General features: G+C 60.3%; 17 protein-coding genes. 8 read left to right on the top strand and 9 right to left on the bottom strand.

The genetic code is table 11. The features are described from left to right. Positions 1-19: 19 nt before the first annotated feature. The 4 genes from AB8B33_RS29940 (at position 20) to AB8B33_RS29925 (ending at position 5392) form a co-directional block, all read left to right on the top strand. Positions 20-1963, top strand: a complete 1944-nt coding sequence (locus AB8B33_RS29940) for a PrkA family serine protein kinase (protein WP_439018149.1) — start codon at positions 20-22, stop codon at positions 1961-1963. Positions 1964-1998: 35 nt separating this feature from the next. Continuing rightward, the gene (locus AB8B33_RS29935) at positions 1999-3276 is read left to right on the top strand and encodes a YeaH/YhbH family protein (RefSeq protein WP_439018148.1); all 1278 of its coding nucleotides are present in this window, start codon (positions 1999-2001) and stop codon (positions 3274-3276) included. Then, positions 3273-4838: a SpoVR family protein gene (locus AB8B33_RS29930; protein ID WP_113322969.1), complete on the top strand. Its 1566-nt coding sequence runs from the start codon at positions 3273-3275 to the stop codon at positions 4836-4838. The genes AB8B33_RS29935 and AB8B33_RS29930 overlap by 4 nt, the downstream gene beginning before the upstream one ends. A gap of 122 nt (positions 4839-4960) precedes the next feature. Next, positions 4961-5392, top strand: a complete 432-nt coding sequence (locus AB8B33_RS29925) for a hypothetical protein (protein ID WP_113322968.1) — start codon at positions 4961-4963, stop codon at positions 5390-5392. A gap of 26 nt (positions 5393-5418) precedes the next feature. On the opposite strand, the gene AB8B33_RS29920 is transcribed toward AB8B33_RS29925, so the two are convergent. Further along, a complete protein-coding gene (locus AB8B33_RS29920; protein WP_439018147.1) occupies positions 5419-6057 on the bottom strand; it encodes a glutathione S-transferase N-terminal domain-containing protein in 639 nt (212 codons plus the stop codon). Positions 6058-6065: 8 nt separating this feature from the next. Further along, positions 6066-6431 carry a metalloregulator ArsR/SmtB family transcription factor gene (locus tag AB8B33_RS29915; RefSeq protein WP_113323003.1) on the bottom strand — a complete coding sequence of 122 codons (366 nt, stop codon included), beginning with the start codon at positions 6429-6431 and terminating at the stop codon, positions 6066-6068. Positions 6432-6645: 214 nt separating this feature from the next. On the opposite strand from AB8B33_RS29915, the gene AB8B33_RS29910 reads away from it, so the two are divergent. Genes AB8B33_RS29910 through AB8B33_RS29895 form a run of 4 tightly spaced genes read left to right on the top strand, consistent with a single transcriptional unit; the run spans position 6646 to position 11502 of the window. After that, positions 6646-7491, top strand: a complete 846-nt coding sequence (locus tag AB8B33_RS29910) for an ABC transporter substrate-binding protein (protein WP_439018146.1) — start codon at positions 6646-6648, stop codon at positions 7489-7491. A gap of 10 nt (positions 7492-7501) precedes the next feature. Then, positions 7502-8632, top strand: a complete 1131-nt coding sequence (locus AB8B33_RS29905; RefSeq protein ID WP_439018145.1) for an LLM class flavin-dependent oxidoreductase — start codon at positions 7502-7504, stop codon at positions 8630-8632. A gap of 24 nt (positions 8633-8656) precedes the next feature. Then, positions 8657-10486, top strand: coding sequence for a TRAP transporter large permease (locus AB8B33_RS29900; RefSeq protein WP_439018144.1), 1830 nt, complete (start codon positions 8657-8659; stop codon positions 10484-10486). Positions 10487-10503: 17 nt separating this feature from the next. Then, entirely contained in the window at positions 10504-11502 is a 999-nt protein-coding gene (locus AB8B33_RS29895) for a TRAP transporter substrate-binding protein (RefSeq protein WP_439018143.1), read from the top strand. Positions 11503-11578: 76 nt separating this feature from the next. Here the strand turns inward: AB8B33_RS29895 and AB8B33_RS29890 are convergent, their stop codons facing one another. From AB8B33_RS29890 to AB8B33_RS29860, 7 genes are read right to left on the bottom strand one after another with little or no spacing between them, the layout of a single operon-like run. Then, the gene (locus tag AB8B33_RS29890; RefSeq protein WP_007826658.1) at positions 11579-11932 is read right to left on the bottom strand and encodes a cupin domain-containing protein; all 354 of its coding nucleotides are present in this window, start codon (positions 11930-11932) and stop codon (positions 11579-11581) included. Then, positions 11925-12593, bottom strand: coding sequence for a cysteine hydrolase family protein (locus tag AB8B33_RS29885; protein WP_439018142.1), 669 nt, complete (start codon positions 12591-12593; stop codon positions 11925-11927). Before AB8B33_RS29885 ends, AB8B33_RS29890 begins: the two co-directional genes overlap by 8 nt. Beyond that, on the bottom strand, positions 12593-14143 hold the full coding sequence (locus AB8B33_RS29880) for an ABC transporter ATP-binding protein (RefSeq protein WP_439018141.1): 1551 nt from the start codon (positions 14141-14143) through the stop codon (positions 12593-12595). The genes AB8B33_RS29885 and AB8B33_RS29880 overlap by 1 nt, the downstream gene beginning before the upstream one ends. Then, a complete protein-coding gene (gene biuH, locus AB8B33_RS29875) occupies positions 14140-14841 on the bottom strand; it encodes a biuret amidohydrolase (RefSeq protein WP_439018140.1) in 702 nt (233 codons plus the stop codon). The genes AB8B33_RS29880 and biuH overlap by 4 nt, the downstream gene beginning before the upstream one ends. Before the next feature lie 12 nt (positions 14842-14853). Beyond that, a complete protein-coding gene (locus tag AB8B33_RS29870; protein WP_439018139.1) occupies positions 14854-15870 on the bottom strand; it encodes a formamidase in 1017 nt (338 codons plus the stop codon). 19 nt (positions 15871-15889) lie between these two features. Further along, positions 15890-16816, bottom strand: coding sequence for an ABC transporter permease (locus AB8B33_RS29865; protein ID WP_113322960.1), 927 nt, complete (start codon positions 16814-16816; stop codon positions 15890-15892). Beyond that, positions 16816-17946: an ABC transporter permease gene (locus tag AB8B33_RS29860; protein ID WP_113322959.1), complete on the bottom strand. Its 1131-nt coding sequence runs from the start codon at positions 17944-17946 to the stop codon at positions 16816-16818. The genes AB8B33_RS29865 and AB8B33_RS29860 overlap by 1 nt, the downstream gene beginning before the upstream one ends. Between the last annotated feature and the right edge of the window lie 12 nt (positions 17947-17958).

Raw genomic sequence — 17958 nt, 5'->3', positions numbered from 1 at the left:
GACCTTTATAGGAGGGCCTATGCTGAACAACTCCCTATTTGATGCGTTCACCCGTAACTACGAGTCTCGCCGCGAGACGGATATGTCTATCGCGGACTATTTGTCCATATGCAAGAAGGATCCGATGGCTTACGCCAACGCCACCGAGCGGCTGCTGGCGGCAATCGGCGAACCTGAGATCATCGATACAGCCAAGGATTCGCGGCTCGGGCGGGTCTTTATGAACAGGACGATCCGAACCTATCCGGCCTTTGCGGGTTTTTTCGGTATGGAGGAGACGATCGAGCGGATCGTGTCCTTCTTCCGGCATGCAGCCCAAGGCCTGGAAGAGCGTAAGCAGATCCTCTACCTGCTCGGTCCCGTCGGCGGTGGCAAGTCTTCGCTTGCGGAGCGCCTGAAGCAACTCATGGAGGTCAATCCCATTTATGTGCTGAAGGCCGGCGACGACTTGAGCCCGGTCTTCGAAAGCCCCCTCAATCTCTTCGATCCCTTGGCCATGGGGCCGTTGCTGCTCGAAGAATACGGTATCCCTACCCGTCGCCTCAGTGGCCTGATGAGCCCATGGTGCCTGAAGCGCCTCGACGAGTTCGACGGCGATATCTCTCGTTTCCGCGTCGTGAAAATCCAGCCGTCCAGGCTTCGCCAGATCGCGATCGCCAAGACCGAACCGGGTGACGAGAACAACCAGGACGTCTCATCGCTGGTCGGCAAGGTCGATATCCGCAAGCTCGAGCACTATTCGCAGAACGATCCAGACGCCTACAGCTATTCCGGCGGTCTCAATCGCGCCAATCAGGGCATTCTGGAATTCGTCGAGATGTTCAAGGCGCCGATCAAGATGCTGCACCCGTTGCTGACGGCGACGCAGGAAAGCAACTACATGGGCACCGAGAATATCGGTGCGATCCCGTTCTCGGGTATCATCCTTGCCCATTCGAACGAAGCGGAATGGCAGACTTTCAAGGCCAACAAGAACAATGAAGCCTTTATCGACCGCATCTGCGTCATCAAGGTTCCCTATTGCCTCCGGGTCATGGAGGAGCAGAAAATCTACGAGAAGTTGATCGAAGGCTCGGAGCTTGCAGATGCAGCCTGCGCGCCAGCGACGCTGGAGATGCTGGCCCGCTTCTCCGTCCTGTCACGGCTTCGCAAGCACGAGAATTCCAATCTCTTTTCAAAGATGCGCGCCTATGACGGCGAAAGCCTGAAGGAAACCGATCCGCGCGCCAGAAGCGTACAGGAATATCACGATGCCGCAGGCGTCGATGAGGGCATGGACGGAATATCGACACGTTTCGCCTTTAAAGTCCTTGCGTCGACCTTCAACCACGACACAACGGATATCGGCGCCGACCCCGTTCATCTGATGTATGTTCTGGAACAGGCTATCCGCCGCGAGCAGTTTTCCGAGGAGACGGAAAAGCGCTATATGGAGTTCATCAAGGCAGAACTGGCGCCGCGTTATGCGGAATTCATCGGCAACGAGATCCAGAAGGCCTATCTGGAATCCTACTCCGATTACGGTCAGAATCTGTTCGACCGTTACGTCGATTACGCGGATGCCTGGATCGAGGACGTCGATTTCAAGGACCCCGATACAGGACAATTGCTCGACCGCGAACTTCTGAACCAGGAGTTGACGAAGATCGAAAAACCCGCGGGCATCGCCAATCCCAAGGATTTCCGCAACGAGATCGTCAAGTTCTGCCTCAGATCGCGCGCCCACAATGGTGGTAAGAACCCATCCTGGACCAGTTATGAAAAAATCCGGGAAGTGATCGAAAAGCGGATGTTTTCGCAGGTCGAGGATTTGCTGCCGGTCATCTCCTTCGGATCGAAGAAGGATAGCGAGACTGAAAAGAAACACAGTGAGTTCGTCTCGCGCATGGTCGCGCGGGAATATACCGAACGGCAGGTTCGCCGGCTGGTGGAATGGTACATGCGCGTCAAACAGGCGAGTTAGGTAGGCTGTCCGGCGAGTACCCATTAGGAGCAAACATGCACATCATTGACCGGCGGCTCAATCCGCGCGGTAAAAGTTTAGAAAATAGACAACGGTTTCTACGGCGTGCCAAGGACGCCGTAGCACAAGCGGTTAAACGATCTTTGCAAAACCGCTCCATCCGCGATGTGCTTGATGGCGGTGAAGTTACTCTCCCGATCGGCGGCATGGCCGAACCGGGCCTTCACCGGGGCGGAGGGGGAATTCAGGATCGTATCCTTCCCGGCAATCAGAAATTCGTCGAGGGTGATTTCATCAAGCGTCCGCCGGCATCGGGCGGCGGCCGTTCGTCCGAGGCGGGGGAGGGCGACGGCGAAGACGGCTTCCGCTTCGTCCTGACCCGGGAGGAGTTCCTCAACATCTTCCTCGAAGATCTGGAATTGCCTGATCTCGCCAAGCGGCGACTGAGCGAGACCGAGGAGGTGACACCGCAAAGGGCCGGTTTTTCTGTCTCCGGCTCCCCCTCCAACATCGCCGTCGGGCGCACGACACGCCTTGCCATGATGCGGCGCCTGGCGCTTCATCGCCCGAAGGTAGAGGAAATAGAGGCGCTCCAGAAGCAGATCGACGAATGCGACAATGCGGAAGAGCGCCTTGTTCTTGAAGACAGGCTGAGGACCCTGACGCTCAAGAGCAAGCGCATCCCCTATATCGACCCGCTCGACGTCCGCTACCGGCGCTTTGAAAACACACCGAAGCCTGTCGTCAAGGCGGTGATGTTCTGCCTCATGGACGTGTCCGGTTCCATGAGCGAGCATATGAAGGATCTCGCCAAGCGTTTCTACCTGCTCCTCTACCTCTTCCTGTCGCAGCGTTATGAGAAGGTGGAGATCGTCTTCATCCGCCATACTGAAAAGGCGGAGGAAGTCGATGAGGAGACTTTCTTCTATAGCCCGGCGACAGGCGGCACGCTGGTTTCCAGTGCGCTGGCGGTCATGCGCTCGATCGTTGCCGCGCGGTTCGATCCGACGGAATGGAACATCTATGCGGCGCAGGCCTCCGATGGCGACAATTCCTATTCCGACGGCGCTCTGACCGGCCAGCTGCTGCAGCAGGAAATCCTGCCGGTCTGCCAGTACTTCGCCTATATCGAAGTCGGTGAGGAAGACGGGGATTCCTCAATGTCTAGGTCACCGCTCTGGACGCTCTATCAGGAGATCCGCTCCGCAGCTCTGCCTCTTGCCATACGCAAGGTCTGCCGCAGGAACGAGATATTCCCTGTTTTCCATGACCTGTTTCAGAAGAAGGCTGCCAAGGCAGGGGCTACGCCATGAAGACCAGCACGCGGCATAAGGAAAAGCTTCTGTTTGAAGGGGCTGACTGGGATTTTCCGACCCTGCAGCGCATTCATGATGCCTGTGAGGACATCGCGCTTGGGGAACTGGGCCTCGATGTCTATCCGAACCAGATCGAGGTCATTACATCGGAGCAGATGCTCGATGCCTATTCCTCGACAGGCATGCCGCTGTTCTATCGCCACTGGTCCTTCGGGAAGCATTTTGCCCATCACGAAGCCTTCTACCGCCGCGGGATGCGCGACCTCGCCTATGAGATCGTCATCAACAGTTCGCCCTGCATCTCCTATCTCATGGAGGAGAATACGGCGACCATGCAGACGCTGGTCATTGCGCATGCTGCCTTCGGCCATAACCACTTCTTCAAGAACAACTATCTGTTCAAGCTTTGGACCGACGCCGAAGGTATTCTTGATTATCTCGACTTCGCCAAGAGCTACATCTCGCGTTGCGAAGAACGATATGGCGAAGTGGCCGTCGAACGCACGCTCGATGCCGCACATGCGCTGATGTCGCACGGTGTGCACCGCTATGCCGGCAAGACGACGGTCGACCTCCGGCAGGAAGAAAAGCGGCTGCAGGAGCGCCGTGCGCACGAGGAGAAGATCTTCAACGATCTCTGGCGCACCGTGCCTGTCGGCCTCAAGCGCAACAAGTCCGATCGCGATCTCGAGCACCGGCGTGCCGCACTCGGTTTGCCGCAGGACAATATCCTTTACTTCCTCGAAAAATCCGCGCCCCGGCTGCATTCCTGGCAGCGAGAGATCTTGCGCATCGTGCGCCACGTCGCCCAGTATTTTCATCCCCAGCGCCAGACCAAGGTGATGAATGAGGGGACCGCCACCTACGTCCATTACAACATCATGCAGCGCCTGCACGAGCGCGGGCAACTCAGCGACGGCAACTATTTCGAGTTTCTGAAATCGCACACCAATGTCGTGTTCCAGCCGATGTACGATGATCGGCGGTTCTCTGGCTTCAATCCCTATGCGTTGGGCTTTGCGATGATGCAGGATATCGAGCGCATCGTGACGGAGCCGACTGGCGAAGATCGCGACTGGTTTCCTGACATCGCCGGACGGGGCGATCCGATGGCGGTCCTGCGTGATATCTGGGCCAACTACCGCGACGAGAGTTTCGTCAGCCAGTTCCTGAGCCCGAGCCTCATGCGGCGCTGGCGCATGTTCCAGCTCCATGACGACCCGGAGATTCAGGAGGGTATCCTGGTTTCCGCGATCCATGACGAGCGCGGTTATCGGCGTATCCGCCGGCAACTTTCCCGCGGCTACGATATTGGCCATACCGATCCGGCGATTGAGATCGTCGACGTCGATCTCGCAGGTGACCGTAGATTGCTGTTGCAGCACCGAGCCACCAATGACGAGTTCCTGGAAGAAGAAGATCTTAAGCTCGTCCTGCAGCACCTTGCCGATCTCTGGAGCTATGACGTTCTGCTGGAGGAACTCGACAGCAAGGAGAGTGTCGTCCGGAAGCACGTCGCCCACCCGCGGACATTTTCGCGACAGAGCGAATTCGCCTGAGTGGCGGGATTCTGCCTGCATTTAAGAGACACGATTCTTCAAACGTGATTGGACAGGCTGCGTAGTTGGGATCAACCTTTCAGAGGGGGCGTGCAGTCTATTTTTCCAAATAGGAGGCCGTCATGGAACAATACGCAGTCGATCAGCTTAAGGCTATAGCCAGGGTCAGCCGTACCACGCCACAACTGTCTCGCGCCGAGCGGTTGGACCGGTGGGCTGAGCTTCTGGAAGTCGATCCTGCGCGTTCGCTCGTTACCCTTCGGGAAACCGAATATCTACCCCGCGACCAGCGGACACTGATGAGGATCACCGGGTCACCCATATCCGTAGCCTATGACGATCCGGTTCTGCGTGCCGCGGGTCTCGAAGGCGATACTTATGGGGACGCCCAGAGCTTCTTCGATCTTAACGATCGGCAACTGCACGGGCTCGTCTGCTCCTGCCATTTCGGAGCACGGGTCGATGCGGGTGTCGTCGCCCGCCATCTGAGAGCGACCTCCATACCGGGCATGAAGGGCATTCTGGCGCGCATGCGGCTGATGTTTACGCGATAGGCCGACTGCCTATCCGAAACCAATGCTTAGACACCTGGCGGCAGCGGAACCGGGGTGGTGAAATGCGGCACTTCGTAGCCGCGCTTCACCTGTGGCCGGGCGGCAAGCTGCAGATACCAGCGGCGGACATTCGGGAAGTCGCTGAGGTCGATTTTGTGGCGCACGAAGCGCGAAACCCAGGGCCAGACGGCCATGTCGGCGATGGAATAGTCGCCGACAAGGTACTCCCGGCCTTCAAGTCTTGCATCAAGTGTTTCATAGAGCCTTATTGTATCCTTGCGGAAAAGCTCTTCGGCGAAGGGCGCGCGACCTTCATTGTAAGTCAGGAAATGATGGGCATGACCGAGCGTCGGCCCGAAGCCGCCCATCTGCCACATCAGCCATTCGATCGTGTGATGGCGAGCAGCACCTTCACGCGGCAGGAATCGTCCTTTCTTTTCGGCGAGATAGAGAAGAATGGCCCCGGATTCGGCGAGGGTAATACCGGTTTCGTGATCGACGATGGCTGGGATTTTGCTGCCCGGATTGATCGCCACATAGTCGGCGGAAAACTGATCACCTTTGGTGATATCGATCGTGTGGGCCTTATAGGGAAGCCCGAATTCCTCGAGTGCGATCGATATCTTCAGGCCGTTCGGGGTGATCCAGGTATAGAAGTCGATCATAGGAGCGATCAGTCGAACATCACTTCATCGACCGGCAGCTTTGCCATGCCGAAACGGCCGGTGACGTCGTCGAGGCCGGAGAACATGTCCCGCAACGCGTGGACGATGGTCTTAATCCTCGGATCGACGACTCGATAGACGATCAACTTGCCGTCGCGGTGCCCTTCGATGACGTTTGCCTCACGCAATTCCGCAAGTTGTTGTGAAAGCGTCGGCTGGCGGATGCCGAGTTCGTCTTCCAGCGCAGACACCGATGCTTCCGTTTCCATCAGATAGCAGACGATTGCCAGCCGGTTCGCATTGGCGACCAGCTTCAGAAGTTCGCTCGCCTCGCCGACACTGCGGCAGACTCTCGATGATACGGGCTTGGTCATCGCCATCTCTCTTGTTCTACAAAAAAGTAAAGTGAGTGCTCGGAAATTTCAATGCCCGGCCGCTTTGCGGGCGCAACTGCGATAAAAGATTTTATTTTCGGTAGATTTAATAGGTTTTTGATCTGTTTTCCCACCGGTCTCCGGCAGGACTTTTCTCGCTTTCAATTTATAAAAAAGTAGATTGATCGCAATGACAATCCCGACCGGAATGAAGATGAGAATCGGCGTTCATCCCAACAATCTCCACTTGCGGCTCGCCAGCGCATGGCCGGGTGCCTTTGCCGGGCTTGATCCGATCTTCGTTCCCTATGATGAAGGCCGCGACACAGCCTCGCTGCTGGAAGGCGGCGCGATCCATGTCGGCGGAACCGGCTCGACGCCGCCGATCGAGGCGGATGCGCGTGGCCTTCATGTCGAATATGTCGCCGCATCGGCACCGCGGCCAGCCAATGGCGCGATCTTCGTGCGCGCCGACAGTGATATCGGCTCGGTAGCTGATCTTGCCGGCCGAAAAATCTCGCTGATCGACGGTTCGTTTCACACCTATCTGCTCGCTCGCAGCCTGGAGGGCGAGGATCTCGCGCTTGGTGACGTCGAGCGCATCGAAAGCGGCACGCGGGATTCCCTGACGGAGCTGCTGGAGGGCAGGGTCGATGCCTGGATCGCCATGTCGCCGCGGCTGGAGAAGGTGATCGAGCGGACGGATCTCCGTCTCATCGTCCGCTGTGGCGCCACCATCCCCAACCGGTCGCTCTTCTGGAGCCTCGCGCGCATCGGACTTTCCCCTAGCGAAATTGCCGGCATTGCCTTGGAGCTTGCCCGTGTTGGCAGCGAGATCGCCGCCGATCCGGTAAGGGCAGCTCACCTTCTGGCGGAAAACGACCGTAGCGGTATCGACGCCGAGGCCTGGGAGAGGGTGGTACGCGCACGCGATTTCTCGGTCGTGCCGATCGATGCAGCAGTGCTGGCCGAGCAGCAGGAGGAAGCCGACACGCTTTTTCGCCACGGCTATTTTGATCGCGCGGTCGCCATTGGTGGGCCGCTGGAAGCAACGAAGTGAGGAGCCGGGAATGAACGTCTTCTGGTATATGTGTGCTCCTGACGGCGCCTATCCGTGGCAGCCGGAAGGCTCGCGTCCGGTCGATTACGGTTATTACAAGCAGCTCGCCCAGGCTTACGATCATCTGGGTTACACTGGCGCACTCTTTGCGACCGGTGCCCACGATGTCTGGGTGCTGGCAAGCGCGCTGCTTTCCCATACCGAACGGCTGCGGTTCCTCGTCGCCATCCACCCCGGTCTCGTCGCGCCGACATTGTTGGCCAAGATGGCCGCGACCTTTCAGGAATTTGCTCGCGACCGCCTGCTGATCAACGTCGTCTCAGGCGATGCCAAGATGCTCGGCGCCTATGGCATGATGCTGCCGCACGATGAACGTTACGACATGGCGGATGAATATCTACAGCTCTGGCATCGACTCTTCGCCGGCGAGAGCGTCACCTATCAAGGCAAGTATTTCTCCACCGACGGCGCCAAGCTCGCGCTTCCGGTTGGCGAAAGCATCGCCCCGCCGCCACTCTGGTTCGGCGGCTCTTCCGACAAGGCGCTCGACGTCGCGGCAAAGCACGTCGATACCTACCTTTCCTGGGGTGAGACGCCCGATCAGATCAAGGGCAAGGTCGAGGCCGTGAAGGCGCGTGCCGCCCAATATGAACGTGAGCTCGAATACGGCATCCGCCTTTATGTGATCGTGCGTGATACGGACGAAAAGGCGTGGGAAGCTGCCGCCGACCTTTACGGCCGCATGGACGATGCGGCGATTGCCGCCAACCAGCGTTTCGTCGCCCGCAGTGATTCCGTCGGCCAGCAGCGCATGACGGCGCTGCATGGCGGCCTGAAGCCGGACAACCTGCGTGATCTCGAAGTGGCGCCCAATCTCTGGGCTGGCATCGGCCTGGTACGGCCCGGTCCCGGCACGGCGATTGTCGGCTCGCCCGATACGGTGCTGCGCACGCTGGAGGCCTATCAGAGGGCCGGCGTCGAAACCTTTATTCTTTCCGGCATGCCGCTGCTTGAGGAAGCCTATCGTTTCGGCGAAAAGGTTCTGCCGCGTCTTGATGTCAGCAGGGAAGTGTCGAAGGCGCGCAACTACACCTGGTCGACGCTCTTCGATCGCGACCTTTCCACCGTCAAGAGCGCCTGACCCTCCGGCAAGAAAGCAAGTTCTGTGGCAGCAAGCGAATTCCACCCAGCCGAACAGGAGACGACAGGTAACGGGCTTGCAGCCCGCATCCTGAAGACGATCGAAGGCGTCCTTGGCATTGCCGCCGCGTCGGTGCTTGCCGTGCTGCTCGTCATGGTGCTGGTCACGGTCTGCATGCGCTATTTCTTCGCGGCTGGCTTCATCGGCGCTGAAGATCTCGGCATCTGGCTGCATGTGTTGCTGATCGCGCTCGGCGCACCGCTCAGTCTCAACAGCGCGCTTGCCATGCGTCTTGACGTCTTCGTGAAGATGATGCCGGAGCGCCTTTACCCGGCAACGCAGGTGGCCGCCGATATCTTCACCGTGCTTTCCGGTCTCATCCTGAGCTTCGGCGGCAGCGAGATCATGACCATGCTTGGCGGTATTTCCCCGACGCTCGGCGTGCCGGAATGGATCCGTTTCGGCTTTCTCGGCGCCGGCGGCGCGCTGATCCTCGTCGTTCTTCTGCTGCAGCGCATCGCCGAAGGAAAGGCTTGGCCGGTCCTGCTCTCCTTCGCAGTCGGCGTGGCACTCTATGCCGGCATTCCTTTCGTCTCCGTCGAACTCGACTGGCCGCCCAGCATCTTCCTCGGCCTGATTGCCGCTATTGGCCTCGTGCTTGCAGCACCCTTGCCGCATGCCTTCCTGGCCGCCGCCTATGTGGTGATCGCTTTCGGCAGCAGCCTGCCGGAGCCGGCGATCGTCTCTTCGACCGTCACCGGCATTTCGAAATTCCTGCTGCTTGCCATCCCCTTCTTCCTGCTTGCTGGCGGTCTGCTGACGGCATCGGGCGTTGCCAACCAGCTCGTGCGTTTCGCTGCCGCCATGGTCGGCCATCGCCGTGCCGGTCTCGCCCAGACGACGCTGCTCACTAGCGTGCTCTTTTCCGGTGCATCCGGCTCCTCGGTTGCTAATGCCGCCTTCGGTGCGTCCACCTTCCAGCCGGAGCTCGTCCGCCACGGTTATCCGCCGGCCAAGGCCGCAGCGATCATCGCGGCGACCTCGGTTCTAGACAATGTCATCCCGCCGTCGATCGCCTTCCTGATCCTGGCAACCGCCACCAATCTTTCGGTTGGCTCCCTGCTGGTCGGGGGCTTCTTTGCCGGTGGTCTGATGGCGATCTGCCTCGCGGTCGCCATCCATCTGACGGTCCGCGATCAGGCGCCGCTGCCGCGAGCCACGTCGGCGCAGCGCTGGCAGTCGGCCGTCCAGGCGATCCCCGCCTTCGGTCTCGGCGTTATCGTCGTGGTCGGCATTCGCATCGGCATCGTCACGACGACGGAGGCCGCGGCCCTTGCCGCCTTCTACACCTTCCTGCTCGGCATCGGTGCGCGGCTTGGCGTACTCTCGCTTTACACGGCCTTCCGGCAGGCGGCTGTCGAGGCCGCCGCGATCGGCCTGCTGATCGGCACGGCTGGCCCCTTTGCCTTCCTGCTTGCGGTCGACGATGTCTCGGGCCTGATCTCACACCTGACGACGGTGCTTGGCGGCAGTGCGCTCGCCGTCATCCTGCTGTCCAACATCATCCTGCTTGTGGTGGGCCTCGTTCTCGACATCGGCGCGGCGATCCTGCTTTTCGGCCCGATCCTGTTGCCGGCGGCCGTCGCCGCAGGCATTGATCCCATTCATTTCGGCGTCATCATCGTCGTCAACCTGATGATCCACGGCCTGACGCCGCCGCTCGGCATGCTGATCTTCGTCGTCAGCGGCGTGACCCGCATTCCAGCTTCCGCCCTCTTCAAGGCGGTCGTTCCCTATCTGCTTGCCCTTCTCGTCTCCCTCGCAATCCTTTGCGCCTGGGCGATTATCTTCTAACGGACAGGACCTCATTCATGGACAATCTCAACCGACGCAATTTCCTGAAGACCGCCGCGCTTGCCGGCACTGCCCTTGCCGCCCCGGCCTTCGTTCGCACGGCGGCTGCCCGTACGACGACGATTACCATCGCCTCGCTGCTCGGCGACGATAAGCCGGAGACGAAGATCTGGGTAAAGATCAGCGAGCTGGTAGAAGCCAAGCTGCCGGGCCAGTTCAAGTTCAACATCGTCAAGAGCGGTGCGCTCGGCGGCGAAAAGGAAGTGGCGGAAGGTGTTCGCTTAGGCTCCATCCATGCCAGCCTTTCGACGGTCTCTTCGCTCTCCGGCTGGGCGCCGGAATTGCAGATCCTCGACCTTCCCTTCCTGTTCCGCGATGCCGACCATGTACGCCGCACCGTCAGCGGGGAAGTCGGCGCCGATCTGAAGGGCAAGCTGCAGGCGCAGAATTTCGTCGTCGGCGACTTCATCAATTACGGCGCCCGTCATCTGCTCACCAAGGAGCCGGTGACGCGCCCGGAACAACTGAAGGGCAAGCGCATCCGCGTCATCCAGAGCCCGCTGCACACCAAGCTCTGGAGCGCTTTCGGCACGACGCCGATCGGCATCCCGATCACCGAGACCTATAATGCGCTGGCAACCGGAGTTGCTGACGCGATGGACCTCACCAAATCGGCCTACGCCGGCTTCAAGCTCTATGAGGTCGTGCCCTACATGACCGAGACCCGCCACATCTGGGCGTCGGGCATCATCTATTATTCGTCGACCTTCTGGGGCGGTCTGAACGACGAGCAGAAGGCCGTCTTCCAGCAGGCCTCCACGGAAGGTGCGGCCTACTTCAACCAGCTGATCGTCGGTGACGAGGTCGCATCGGTCGAAATCTCGCTGAAGAACGGCGGCAAGCTGCTGAAGCCCGAAGCCTTCGATGAATGGCAGAAGGGTGCACAGGGCGTCTGGGACGATTTCGCCTCTGTCGTTGGTGGCCTTGACCGTATCAAAGCCGTCCAATCGGCCTGAACAAGTTCTGAACGCGAGGCTGGCCGTCAGCCAGCCTCGCTCAGTCGTTGGATTGACGAAGCAGGTGCTGCCGAATTTACGCTGCTTCCTCTCCCAGTATTTTCACCGGCCTGTCCCACTGGATCAGCACCACGCAGCCGGTATCACTCCAGACCGAATGTTCGGTGCCCGGCGCATTGACGATATAGCTGCCGCGGCCGTAGTCGCCTGCCTCGTCCGATTGCACGCCGTCCAGGACAAGAATTGTTTCCAGTCCTTCATGTCGATGGCGGGGAACGCTGGCGCCGGCCTCATATTTCAGCAGCGCCACGCCCGGCTGGTCGCCGTCGAAAGGACGGATCCAATGGATCGTCACTTCATCACGGAAGGGGCCGAATTCAAGTGTCTTCCAGCCATCTGAAGTTAGGAGTTCGCGGGTAGTCTCAGGCATGGGCGATGCTCTCCAGGATGTCGTCGACATGCGCCGTCCAGCCGATGATCGCGCCCTGGGCGCGGATCATGGCGATGGCAGCCGCCTTGAATTCGGGAAAGTAACTTTCCGTCGCCTCTTCGGCGAGCAGACATTCATAGCCGCGATCGTTCGCCTCGCGCATCGTCGTCTGAACGCAGACTTCCGTCGTCACGCCGGCGAAGACGAGCTGTTTTATGCCCTTTTCCTGCAGCACGTCGCCAAGCTCGGTGGCATAGAAAGCGCCCTTGCCGGGCTTTTCGATCACCACTTCGCCCTTGAGTGGCGCAAGCTCCGGAAGGATTGCCGTGCCGGGCTCACCCGCAATCAGGATACGGCCCATTGGCCCCGCATCGCCGATGCGGAGTGTCGGATTGCCGCGATCGCGCTTTGCCGGCGGCAGATCCGAAAGGTCGGGCTGGTGGCATTCCATTGTATGGATGACCGGCAGGCCGGCATTGCGGAAGCCCTGGATGAGGCGTTTGACATCCGGCACGATCCTGGTGATGCGGCTGACATCATTACCGAGGCTGGCGCCGAACCCGCCCGGCTCGGCAAAGTCGCGCTGCATGTCGATGACGATGAGGGCCAGTTGGTCGTGTTTCGCCGGGAAGGCGAAGGGTTCTGCCTTGATCTCTGCCATCAGTGATGCCCCGCCATATGTGCGCCGATGATGCCGATATCGGCCGAGCGTGCCGGTGTCTCGTAGACCAGCTTGCCTTCGGAAATCACCATGATGCGGTCGGACATTTCGAGCAGCTCATCGAGGTCTTCGGACAGCAGCAGCACGGCCGTACCGGAATTGCGGGCTCTCATGATGCGGGCGCGGATCTCGGCAACGGCTGAGAAATCGAGGCCGAAACAGGGGTTGGAGACGATCAGCAGATCGACCTCGCCCGTCAGTTCGCGGGCGAGCACGGCGCGCTGCACATTGCCGCCGGAAAGCGCCGCAATCGGCGAGGAGGAGGAGGCCGTCTTGACTTTAAAATCGAAGATCAGGTCGGTGGCGCGTTTCTTCATCTTGGCCTTGTTCAGCCAGATCGCATCCTTACCATCCGCCTTGAGATCGAAGGTGCGGAAGGCGAGGTTTTCGCTGACCGTCATGCGCGGGGCGCAGGCATTCTGCAGGGGCTCCTCGGGGATGAAGCGGACATTGTTCTTGCGGGTCTCCGGGCGCGTCGCGCCATAGGTCTCGCCTTTGACACTGACGCGGCCGGTATCGGTCGGTCGTTGGCCGGCGAGGATTTCCGTCAGTTCCTTCTGGCCATTGCCCGATATGCCGGCAATGCCGACGATCTCGCCGGAGCGAACAGTGAGATTGCCGATCTCGATGGTCTTGAGGCCTGAACGGTCCGGCGCCTTGACCTGCTCGACCGTCAGCACCGGCCTGGCATTGTCGGAAATTGGAACGCGGGTGTCGAGTTCGGCCAGTTTGACGTCGCCGATCATCATCGCCGCCATGTCGGCGGTCGAAACCTCGCCCACCTTGCCCGTGCCGACCAGCTTACCGCGCCGCAGGATGGAGACGGCATCGGCAAATTTTGTGACCTCGTGGAATTTGTGGGAGATCATCAGCACGGTCAGCTCGCCTCGTTCGGTCATGCCACGCACGAGGCCGAGCATCTCGTCGGCTTCGGCAGGCGTCAGCACCGAGGTCGGCTCGTCTAGTACCAGAAAGGAGCGGCCGAGATAGAGCTGCTTGACGATCTCGAGCTTCTGCTTTTCGCCGGCGGCAAGTTCGCTCACCGGCCGATCGAGAGGGATCTTGAAGGGCATACGCTCCATGAAGGCAGCAAGATCCTTGCGCTCCTTCGCCCAGTTGATGATGGCAGGCACTTCGGCGCGGCTGATGACGAGGTTTTCCGCACCCGTCAGCGAAGGGACCAGCGTGAAGTGCTGGTAGACCATGCCGAGGCCGTAAGTTGCAGCATCCTTCGGCGAAGCGATCGCCACTTCACGGCCATCGACGGAAAGCGCGCCGGATGTGGCGTGGTAGAAACCCATGATGCATTTGACGAGCGTCGACTTGCCGGCGCCGTTTTCGCCGAGCAGCGCATGAAAGCTGCCCGAGGGTACGTTGATCGACACGTGATCGAGCGCGGTGAAACTGCCGAAGCGCATCGTCATGTCGATCGTGTCGATGCCGACGGCCTTGCCGGCCTGCGGAAGGGGAGTGTCGCGGACCGTACTCATGGCAGCTGGCTCACAAGCGTTTCAGAATTGGAGACGGAACCGAAGACGCCGCCCTGCATCTTGACCATCTTGATGGCGGCCAGGTGGTTGCCATAGTCGGTCGCGCCGCAGCAATCTTCCAGAAGCAGGCACTCATAGCCGCGGTCATTCGCCTCGCGCATGGTGGTGGAGACACAGACGTCGGTCGTGATGCCGGTCAGGATGATGTTCTCGATACGCTTCTGGTTGAGGATCAGTTCCAGATCGGTCGCGCAGAAGGAACCCTTGCCGGGCTTGTCGATGATCGTCTCGCCTTCGGCAGGGTAGAGTTCCGGAATGATGTCCCAGCCGGGTTCGCCTCGGGTCAGGATGCGCCCGCACGGGCCTGGATCGCCGATACCAGCGCCGATGCGCTGTGAGCGCCAGCGCTTGTTGGCCGGCAGGTCGGCAAGATCAGGGCGATGGCCTTCGCGTGTGTGGATGATGTGGTAGCCCTTGGCGCGCATGGCTGCGAGCACCTTCTTGATCGGCTCAATGGGCGCCTGCACCAGCGACAGGTCGTAGCCCATGTGGTCGACATAGCCGCCCTTGCCACAGAAATCCGTCTGCATGTCGATGATGATGAGCGCGGTATTGTCCGGCCGCAGGGCGCCATTATAGGGCCAGGCATAGGGATCGGCGTCGACATAATGTCCTTTGGTTTCGACTATGGCGTCCATCGTCTTCTTCTCCTATTCACCCGCGAGTTTGAATGTTTCGCCGTAGCGGCGCGCCGGCTTGTCGAAGCCGCATGATGTGCCATCCGTGACCTTCACCTGATCCTCCCAGGGAAGGCGGTATTTGCCGGCAATAAGGTCATGCATGTAGGTGTAAGGTGCATCGCCAGCGCCGCCGGCAACGGCGACGTAGCCGCGATGGCCGAACTGGTAGATATTATTTTCGACACCCCAGCCGCGGCGGGCTTCGCGCACGAGATCGGGACGCACTTCGGCGGTGATGATCTCGTTGACCCGGCCGGAGGTGCCATGGGCAATGATCGAGCCGTCGAAATTGCAGATCATGCCTTCGCCCATCGAATCGAAGGTACCGTCCGAGCCGCACATGCAGACGCTCGCCGTGACCATGAGATTGCAGAAGGCGTTAGACTGGTTGGTGAATTTCCAGCTTTCGCGGATCGGTGCCGTATAGCCGGCCGTGCGGATCATGATTTCCGCGCCTTTGTAGGCGCATTCGCGCGCCATCTCGGGAAACATCCCGTCATGGCAAATGATGAGCGCGAGCTTGGCGCCTTTCGGCCCGTCGATAACGGGAATGCCGAAATTGCCGGGCTCCCAGGGTTCGACAGGCACCCAGGGGTGCATCTTGCGGTAGTAGAGCGTCAGCTCGCCCTTATCGTCGATGATGATACCGGAATTATAGGGCATGCCATCAGGGTTCAGCTCCATGATCGAGAAGCAGCCCCAGATCGCGTTCTCCCTGCAGGCCTTCTTGAAGGCTGCGACCTCCGGCCCGTCGAGCGTGCACATGATCTCCGGATTAATATCCATCGACAGGCCGTGCAGGGCATATTCCGGAAAGACGACCAGATCCATGCCCGGCTGGTTGCGCCGCGCCTTGGCAACGAGTTCGACGATGACCTGCGTCTGGCGCGTAAGGTCTTCCCTTGTCACGGTGACCGGAAGCTGCAGCTGCACAAGGCCCATGCCGACGCCATGTTCCGCCTTGTTCAATCCGCCGAGACCGTTCATGGCTTGGCTCCTTTCACGCTTATTTCGTCAGGGAAAGCGCGCCGGGTGCACCGGCGAGCGAACGTGTCGGCGAGGACGTCGCAATCATGATGACCAGGGTCAGCACGTAGGGAGCGGCGTAGAAAAGGTAGTAGCCCTGCGTGACGCCGACCGATTGCAGTGCCGGCCCGAGCGCACCAGCGCCGCCGAAGAGCAGAGCGGCGAGGAAGCAGCCGATCGGGTTCCAGCGGGCGAAGATGACGAGTGCGACGGCCATCAGGCCCTGGCCGGAGGAAATGCCCTCATTCCAGGAGCCGGGATAATAGAGCGACAGATAGGCGCCGCCGATTGCCGCCAGCGAACCGCCGACGGCCGTTGCCAGCAGGCGGACCCGATCAGGATTGATGCCCATGGCGCGTGCGGCATCAGTGCTGTCGCCGACGACGCGCAGGATCAGGCCGACACGGGTGTTCTTGAAGGCCCACCAGAGTATGAAGGCGAGTGCCGCGCCAAGCAGGAAGAGTACATTGATATTCAGCGCCGCCTGGATCTGGGGCATGCTGGACCAGAAACCCAAGGGGATTGCAGGCAGGTGCGGGGCTGCCGGCTGGATGAAGGGCTTGCCGAGAAAGAAGGCAAGACCGAGCCCGAACTGCATCATGGCGATGCCGATCGCGATATCGTTGACCTTAGGCCATTTGCAGATCCAGCCATGCACGAGGCCGAAGACCCCACCCGTCGCCATGGCCGCCAGCACGCCGAGCCAGGGCGAATTGCTCATGACGGCAACGGCGTAAGCCGTCATCGCGCCGAAGACGAGTGTGCCTTCAAGGCCGAGATTGATGCGGCCGGAGCGCTCGGTGATGGTCTCGCCGAGGCTGACGAAAATGAACGGCGTGGAAACGCGGATGGCGCCTGCGAGGATGCCGAGGGGCACGCCCCATATGCCGATACCTGTCTCTTCCATCAGAGGCTCCTTTTCCAGAGGTCGGGATTGAAGATCTTGAAGCGGCCATAGAAGGTCTCGCAGAAGAGAATGACGATGAAGAGCGTGCCCTGCAGCACCAGAACGGTGGCATCCGGCAACCCCATGCGGCGTTGGATGAGGCCGCCCGAGGCATCGATGCCGCCGAGCAGGATCGCGACCGGGATGATTGCCAGCGGATTGTGACGAGCGAGGAAGGCGACGAGGATACCGGTATAGCCGTAGCCCGCGGCAAGCGAGGCATTGGCGCTGCCTTGCACCGCGGCGACTTCGACCATGCCGGCGAGGCCTGCAAAACTGCCGGCGATCGCGGTGAAGCCGACGATTAGCCTGCCGACTGGCAGGCCCTGGATCTGGGCGGCGCGTACATTGCCGCCGGCGATGCGGGCCGCAAAGCCGTAGCTCGTCACCTCGATCAGGATCCAGGAGAGGATACAGGCGACAATGCCGATGACGAGGCCCCAATGCACGTCCATGCCCGGGATGTTGCCGAGCATATATTCTGGCGGCAGCGGCGTGGTCGAAGGTTTGTTGAGGCTGGCAGGATCACGCAGCGGCCCTTCGACGAACTGGTTCATCAGGGCGATGGCGATATAGGAGAGCAGTAGCGACGAGATCGTCTCGTTGACGCCGCGATAGTGGCGCAGGAAACCGGCTAGGCCGATCCAGATACCGCCGACCACCATGGCGGCAATGCCCATGAGAATGAGGGTCAGGAAAACAGGCGCGGTGCCGGCAAGCGGCATGGCCATGGCCGCGGCGGCAACGCCGCCCAGCACGACCGCTCCTTCCCCGCCGATGATGACGAGGCCGAGGCGGGCGGGCAGGGCGACGCAGAGTGCCGTCAGGAGAAGGGGTGCGGCACGACTTAAGCTGTTCTGCACCGAAAACCAGCTGCCGAAGCCGCCGGTATACATAAGCTGGAAGAGCATCGCTGGCGATTTACCGATCGCCAGGATGAAGAGGGAGAAGAGCGCAAGACCGATCAGGATGGCCACAAGGCCGATGACAACAGGTTCGGCATGTCGCGCGATCCATTCGAGGAAGGGGCGCAGCGACGCCGATTTCTCGGAAGGGACTGATATTGCGGGATCATTGGCCTGGACAGTCATGGCGCTTCTCCC

Source organism: Rhizobium sp. 768_B6_N1_8, assembly GCF_051811225.1.
Lineage (GTDB): Bacteria > Pseudomonadota > Alphaproteobacteria > Rhizobiales > Rhizobiaceae > Rhizobium.
The sequence above is the reverse complement of the archived record's forward strand: the minus strand, read 5'-3'. Positions and strand labels throughout refer to the sequence as shown.

Excerpts from the sequence above, each read along its gene's own strand:
- AB8B33_RS29940 (WP_439018149.1), top strand. The coding sequence starts at position 20 with ATGCTGAACAACTCCCTATTTGATGCGTTCACCCGTAACTACGAGTCT.
- AB8B33_RS29935 (WP_439018148.1), top strand. The coding sequence starts at position 1,999 with ATGCACATCATTGACCGGCGGCTCAATCCGCGCGGTAAAAGTTTAGAA.
- AB8B33_RS29930 (WP_113322969.1), top strand. The coding sequence starts at position 3,273 with ATGAAGACCAGCACGCGGCATAAGGAAAAGCTTCTGTTTGAAGGGGCT.
- AB8B33_RS29925 (WP_113322968.1), top strand. The coding sequence starts at position 4,961 with ATGGAACAATACGCAGTCGATCAGCTTAAGGCTATAGCCAGGGTCAGC.
- AB8B33_RS29920 (WP_439018147.1), bottom strand. The coding sequence starts at position 6,057 with ATGATCGACTTCTATACCTGGATCACCCCGAACGGCCTGAAGATATCG.
- AB8B33_RS29915 (WP_113323003.1), bottom strand. The coding sequence starts at position 6,431 with ATGACCAAGCCCGTATCATCGAGAGTCTGCCGCAGTGTCGGCGAGGCG.
- AB8B33_RS29910 (WP_439018146.1), top strand. The coding sequence starts at position 6,646 with ATGAGAATCGGCGTTCATCCCAACAATCTCCACTTGCGGCTCGCCAGC.
- AB8B33_RS29905 (WP_439018145.1), top strand. The coding sequence starts at position 7,502 with ATGAACGTCTTCTGGTATATGTGTGCTCCTGACGGCGCCTATCCGTGG.
- AB8B33_RS29895 (WP_439018143.1), top strand. The coding sequence starts at position 10,504 with ATGGACAATCTCAACCGACGCAATTTCCTGAAGACCGCCGCGCTTGCC.
- AB8B33_RS29890 (WP_007826658.1), bottom strand. The coding sequence starts at position 11,932 with ATGCCTGAGACTACCCGCGAACTCCTAACTTCAGATGGCTGGAAGACA.
- AB8B33_RS29885 (WP_439018142.1), bottom strand. The coding sequence starts at position 12,593 with ATGGCAGAGATCAAGGCAGAACCCTTCGCCTTCCCGGCGAAACACGAC.
- AB8B33_RS29880 (WP_439018141.1), bottom strand. The coding sequence starts at position 14,143 with ATGAGTACGGTCCGCGACACTCCCCTTCCGCAGGCCGGCAAGGCCGTC.
- biuH (WP_439018140.1), bottom strand. The coding sequence starts at position 14,841 with ATGGACGCCATAGTCGAAACCAAAGGACATTATGTCGACGCCGATCCC.
- AB8B33_RS29870 (WP_439018139.1), bottom strand. The coding sequence starts at position 15,870 with ATGAACGGTCTCGGCGGATTGAACAAGGCGGAACATGGCGTCGGCATG.
- AB8B33_RS29865 (WP_113322960.1), bottom strand. The coding sequence starts at position 16,816 with ATGGAAGAGACAGGTATCGGCATATGGGGCGTGCCCCTCGGCATCCTC.
- AB8B33_RS29860 (WP_113322959.1), bottom strand. The coding sequence starts at position 17,946 with ATGACTGTCCAGGCCAATGATCCCGCAATATCAGTCCCTTCCGAGAAA.